Origin of the sequence: Devosia sp., assembly GCF_030689745.1 — a bacterium.
In the GTDB taxonomy this organism is placed as follows: Bacteria; Pseudomonadota; Alphaproteobacteria; order Rhizobiales; family Devosiaceae; genus Devosia; species Devosia alba.
In genome coordinates, this window is sequence record NZ_JAUYGL010000151.1 from 1 (window position 1) to 4,775 (window position 4,775).

General features: G+C 61.4%; 6 protein-coding genes. 4 read left to right on the plus strand and 2 right to left on the minus strand.

Going from position 1 to position 4,775, the window contains the following annotated elements; all coding sequences use genetic code 11:
* From Q8O80_RS13265 to Q8O80_RS13275, 3 genes are all read left to right on the plus strand, one after another.
* The coding region (locus Q8O80_RS13265) for a response regulator transcription factor (protein WP_305579970.1) at positions 1-530 on the plus strand (530 nt) is incomplete at its 5' end.
* A gap of 123 nt (positions 531-653) precedes the next feature.
* Positions 654-1,118, plus strand: coding sequence for a phosphatidylglycerophosphatase A (locus Q8O80_RS13270; RefSeq protein ID WP_305579972.1), 465 nt, complete (start codon positions 654-656; stop codon positions 1,116-1,118).
* 345 nt (positions 1,119-1,463) lie between these two features.
* Positions 1,464-2,429 carry a phosphotransferase gene (locus Q8O80_RS13275; RefSeq protein ID WP_305579975.1) on the plus strand — a complete coding sequence of 322 codons (966 nt, stop codon included), beginning with the start codon at positions 1,464-1,466 and terminating at the stop codon, positions 2,427-2,429.
* Here Q8O80_RS13275 and Q8O80_RS13280 read toward each other — a convergent pair.
* Entirely contained in the window at positions 2,374-3,357 is a 984-nt protein-coding gene (locus Q8O80_RS13280) for a ribose-phosphate pyrophosphokinase (RefSeq protein ID WP_305579977.1), read from the minus strand. The two genes, Q8O80_RS13275 and Q8O80_RS13280, sit on opposite strands and share 56 nt — an antisense overlap.
* A gap of 167 nt (positions 3,358-3,524) precedes the next feature.
* On the opposite strand from Q8O80_RS13280, the gene Q8O80_RS13285 reads away from it, so the two are divergent.
* On the plus strand, positions 3,525-4,196 hold the full coding sequence (locus Q8O80_RS13285; RefSeq protein ID WP_305579979.1) for a phosphoribosyltransferase: 672 nt from the start codon (positions 3,525-3,527) through the stop codon (positions 4,194-4,196).
* A 238-nt stretch (positions 4,197-4,434) separates the two neighbouring features.
* Here the strand turns inward: Q8O80_RS13285 and Q8O80_RS13290 are convergent.
* Positions 4,435-4,775 (minus strand): DUF2267 domain-containing protein (locus tag Q8O80_RS13290; protein ID WP_305579981.1); only part of this gene is annotated, 341 nt, incomplete at its 5' end.

Below are 4,775 nucleotides of genomic sequence, written 5' to 3' on the forward strand. Positions count from 1 at the left end.
GGACACGCCCCGACGTCGTGCTGATGGACATCCGCATGCCCCGCATGGACGGTCTCGCCGCGACGCGAGCGATCTGCAGCGACGAACGGCTCAGCGCCACCAAGGTGCTCGTGCTCACCACCTTCGCGCTCGATGAATACGTCTACGAGGCGCTCAGAGTTGGTGCCTCCGGCTTTCTGCTCAAGGACACCCCACCGCGACTCCTGCTCGAGGCGATCGCCGCTGCCGCCGCCGGTGATGTCCTCATCTCACCGGCGATGACCAGGCGGTTCGTCGCCGACTTCGTTCGCCGGCCGATCATGCGTCCCGGCGACCCGGGTCCTCTCGATGTCCTGAGCGAGCGGGAGCGCGAAGTACTCGCCGAGGTCGCACGTGGCAAGACCAACTCCGAGATCGGCGAGTCGCTCCACATGTCGCCGCTAACGGCGAAGACGCACGTCAGTCGCATCCTGGGCAAGCTGAACGCGCGCGACCGCGCCCAGCTCGTGATCATCGGATACGAGACCGGGCTCGTCAGCCCCGGCGAGTGAGCATCCCGAACCTCGTGATGCTCGGCCCTGTCAACGGCCACCTCTCTCCGGTGGAGACTGCCTCCAGGGCTCATGGCCGGATAGAAAGTCAATAACAACAGTGTTCCAGGGAAGAAATACGATTTGAAGACCGATTGGTTCGCGTTTGCTTTTTCGACTTGGCTGGGGTTTGGTTATATTCCGGTCATCCCGACACTGGTCGCTGTCTTTTCGATCGCACTTGTCTATTGGGTATTCGGCGGAAGGCCTTCGATCTTCTGGCCATTTACTGTCGGCACCATCCTTATCGGCTGGTGGGCTTCACATCAGACAGGTCAGTTCACGGGCATCAGCGACGATGGCCGCATCGTCGTGGACGAGGTGGCGGGTGCGGCCTTGTTGTTGGCCTTTGTTCGTCCTCGCGACCATTGGAAGACCGCTCTTCTGCTTATCGGTTACCTGGCAATCGACGGGATTAAGCCGTGGCCGATGTCGGCAATGGAAGCGCTACCGGGCGCGTATGGCGTCATGGGTGATGACCTGATGATCGCTGCGCTGGTTGGGATTTTCCTCATCCCGTTGCGCCTCTGGCAAGCGTGGCGCAACTGAACCCATGCATCGCATCTCGATGACGACCAAGAGTCATCGCCATGTGTTTGGGCAACTGCCAATCGCCCGGGAGGACCGACGGACGTCTTCCACAACCTCGAAGCAGGAAATGGAGACAACGGCACACCGGTTTCGCGGGCAACGGCCCGGCCATCGGGGCCTTGCCGTCCCGTGCCTTGCCGTGTTCGCCACGCCGACATTGACCAAGGTCAATTGGAGAGCCGCGATGGAGGGTAGGATATATCCTCAGGCTAGCGGGGTATAGGCATGGCAACACTTGCACAAAAGATCCGCTTTTTGAGTGAACCAAGTTCGTATCCGCACGCGCCGGCAAGCGTAGAGCCCATGGAAACCCATTGGTCCTGGGTCTTTATTGCCGGCGATCGGGTCTTTAAGTTCAAAAAACCCGAACGGCGGCCATTTCTCGATTTCAGCACGCTTGCCGCACGGCATCGCAATTGCGCGGAAGAACATCGCCTCAACCAGAGACTGGCAGCCGGTATCTATCGGCGCATCCTGCCGCTGACCGAGTCAGCCGATGGCGAACTCAAGCTCGACGGCGACGGCACGATTGTCGAATGGCTGGTGGAAATGGTCCGCCTGCCGATGACGATGATGCTCGACAGGCAGATGGCGCAGGGGACTGTGCAGCAGCAGGACATTGTCGCGGTTGGACAGAAGCTGGCCGGCTTCTACAGCGCCAGCGCACCACAGCGTGCCGATGGGCACCTCTATCTCGAGCATCTGGCACAGGAGCATGCCGTCAGCCGGGAATTGCTGACCCGCCCTCGATTTGGCCTTGCAGAAGATGCGGTTGATATTCTCGACAGGGTCGAGGCGCTGTTTGCGAGCGTCCGTGAGGAAATCGAGGCGCGGATCGTGGCTGGCCACATCGTGGAAGGTCACGGGGATTTGCGGCCCGAGCATGTCTGCCTGACCACGCCACCGCTGATCATTGACTGCCTTGAGTTCAATCGCAGCATGCGTATTCTGGACCCCTATGACGAGGTGAACTACCTGGGGCTGGAGTGCCAGTTTCTCGGTACAGGATGGATCCGCACGGTGCTGCTCGAAACGCTCGATGCACAGCTGCGCGCGCGACCGTCGCCGGAGCTGATGGCGTTTTATGGCTCGTTTCGGGCCGTATTGCGGGCGCGTATCTGCATCGCACACCTGCTTGACGACAAGCCTGCGACCCCCGAAATCTGGCCTGGGCAAACGCGAGCCTATCTGGCCGTGGCAAAGGCGGAGTGGACTAGCTGTCGCTCGCCAGAAGGCGATGGATCGACCCCCCGCCATGCAGGCGCATGATGGCCTGGGCGAAGATCGGCGCTACTGGCAGGACATCGAGGAGCCCCACGACAAGTTCCATCTCCGGACGGAAGGGCGCCACGCTGTCTGTTACCACAATCCGGTCAAAAGCACTGTCGTTCAGAACAGTCTCGGACCCGGCGACAAACAACCCGTGGGCGGCATAGAGAGTAACCTGCCTGGCGCCTCGCTCACGGCAGGCTCTGGCAGCGCGCAACATGGTGCCGCCTGTACTGATCATGTCATCGATGATGCAGACTGAGGCGCCGTCAACATCGCCGGCAAACAGCGAACCGGAAACGATCCCACCGCTGCGGCGTTTTTCAATGAAGCCGAAACCAGCCGCCTCGCCGGTGAGGTCCTCATATGCCTCCTGCACCAATTGGGCCCGTTTGACCCCACCGCCATCGGGCGAAAAGATGACGACGGGTGCGCCCGATACCCGCTGTTGGATATCGGCGGCGAATAGCCTGCAGGTATCGAGATGGGTGGTGGCGCAACGGAAGGCATTCTGGAACGCGGCGATATTGTGCACGTCGAGCGTGACCACCATGTCTGTGCCGACCGCCTCGAACAATTGGGCGACATAGCGGGTGGTCACAGGATCGCGCGGCTTGGTCTGCCGCTCCTTGCGGGAATAGGCGATGTAGGGAACGATGGCGCTGATGCGCGCTGCGCCGTTCTCTCGGCAGGCGGCAATAAAGAACAGCAGGCGGATCAGTTTGTCGTTGACCGAGCGTGAGGGATCGCCATTGAGCGCATGCAGCACGAACACATCTTCGCCACAGACACTGATCAGCGGACGGGTCTTGTGTTCGCCATCCTCAAAATCGCGCTCTTCATGCGGGTCGAGCGTCACGCCCATCGCGCTGGCGATGGCCGTCCCCAACTGCTCAGATCCATCAAGAGCAAAGAACCGCATAGTCATACAATAGCATTGCACTAGCCTGGCGCATTGATCCCGATCAAACCCGGTTGATTGTCGTGGGGCTAGACTAGCTGATCGCGTCACCGTCAACTCGGGAGACTTTCCATGCTTTCTGGACTGGGGCTGATCTGCTGCACGGGCGCTGATGCGTCCGGGAGGTCTTGAAATTGGCGCGGCTCTTTGCCGATCGGCGCGAAGCCGGGCTGGCTCTGGCTGACCGGCTTGGTCCACTCGACCCGGCACACACGGTGATCTTTGCTCTGCCGCGCGGCGGGGTCCCTGTTGCGATCGAGGTCGCTAAACGGTCTGGCGCGCCGCTGGACCTGTTGCTGGTGCGCAAGATTGGTGCGCCCGGATATGAGGAACTCGCAATTGGCGCCGTCGTCGATGGCGCCGAACCCGAAGTGGTGGTCAATCGCGACGTCGCCGATCAGTTCGGACTAAGCGAGGCGGACGTGCGCCGCATGAGTGCTGCCGGCCTTGCCGAAATCGAGCGCCGCCGCGCGGTATATCTGGAGGGCCGCGCGCCACTGCCCGTCAAGGGCAAGACCGCGATCGTGGTCGATGACGGTATCGCAACGGGCGCCAGCATGCGGGCCGCCCTGCAAGCACTCAGAAATCGACAGCCGGCGCGGATTGTTCTGGCCGTGCCGGTGGCGCCCGCCGATGTGCTGGTCGCGCTGCGCGGCGCCGCCGATGAAATTGTCTGCCTTGAGGTTCCCCACCCATTTGCTGCAGTTGGTGCCCATTATCGTGATTTCCGGCAGGTCGATGACGCCGAGGTCGTCGCCGCGCTGCAGGCGTTGGGTCAAGCCCCGGCGACCAAGCAATCTTTTTGACCGCCCGCCGCCCCAGCGTCTCGACCAGTGGACTGCTGATTGTCACCATGTCCAAGACTGCGGATGGGGAACACCACGCCAGAACAATGCCGGTGGACGACCGACATCCACCGGCTGCACCGTATCGGGCAACAGCATTCAAGCCGGCGCTGTCAGGCTGGTGGTTTCACCCCACCCGCCGATTGCGTGAGACCAGTCTGGCCGGATGGGTTGATCTTGACGGCCATCAGGACGCACCTCAGCCACGTTTGGCCGCAGCGGGCCAAAGAATGTGCAGGTGGGTCGGCAGTTGATCAATGATCTTGGCGGTCTGACCCATGTCGAGCTCACTCCACAGCACGTCAAACACACCTTCGGTCACCGTCCTGCCATCCATGGGAAACTTCGGTGGCAATTTGTCCGTCACGTGTCCGCAAAAGGCCTCCACAGTGTCATCGTCACTGGGGGTCGCCGCCATTTTCCATCCCTCGAAGAACAATCCGCGCACCACCATAGGCATCTGCGCCGACAAGTGAACCGCGCTTTGGGGCTGCAGTCGGTCGCGCAGAACATGGAGAGTGGCACGCAGGGCTGAATAGG

Bases quoted from the DNA above. Each gene is read 5' to 3' on its own strand.
- Q8O80_RS13275 (WP_305579975.1), top strand. From the start codon at position 1,464: ATGGAAACCCATTGGTCCTGGGTCTTTATTGCCGGCGATCGGGTCTTT.
- Q8O80_RS13280 (WP_305579977.1), bottom strand. From the start codon at position 3,357: ATGACTATGCGGTTCTTTGCTCTTGATGGATCTGAGCAGTTGGGGACG.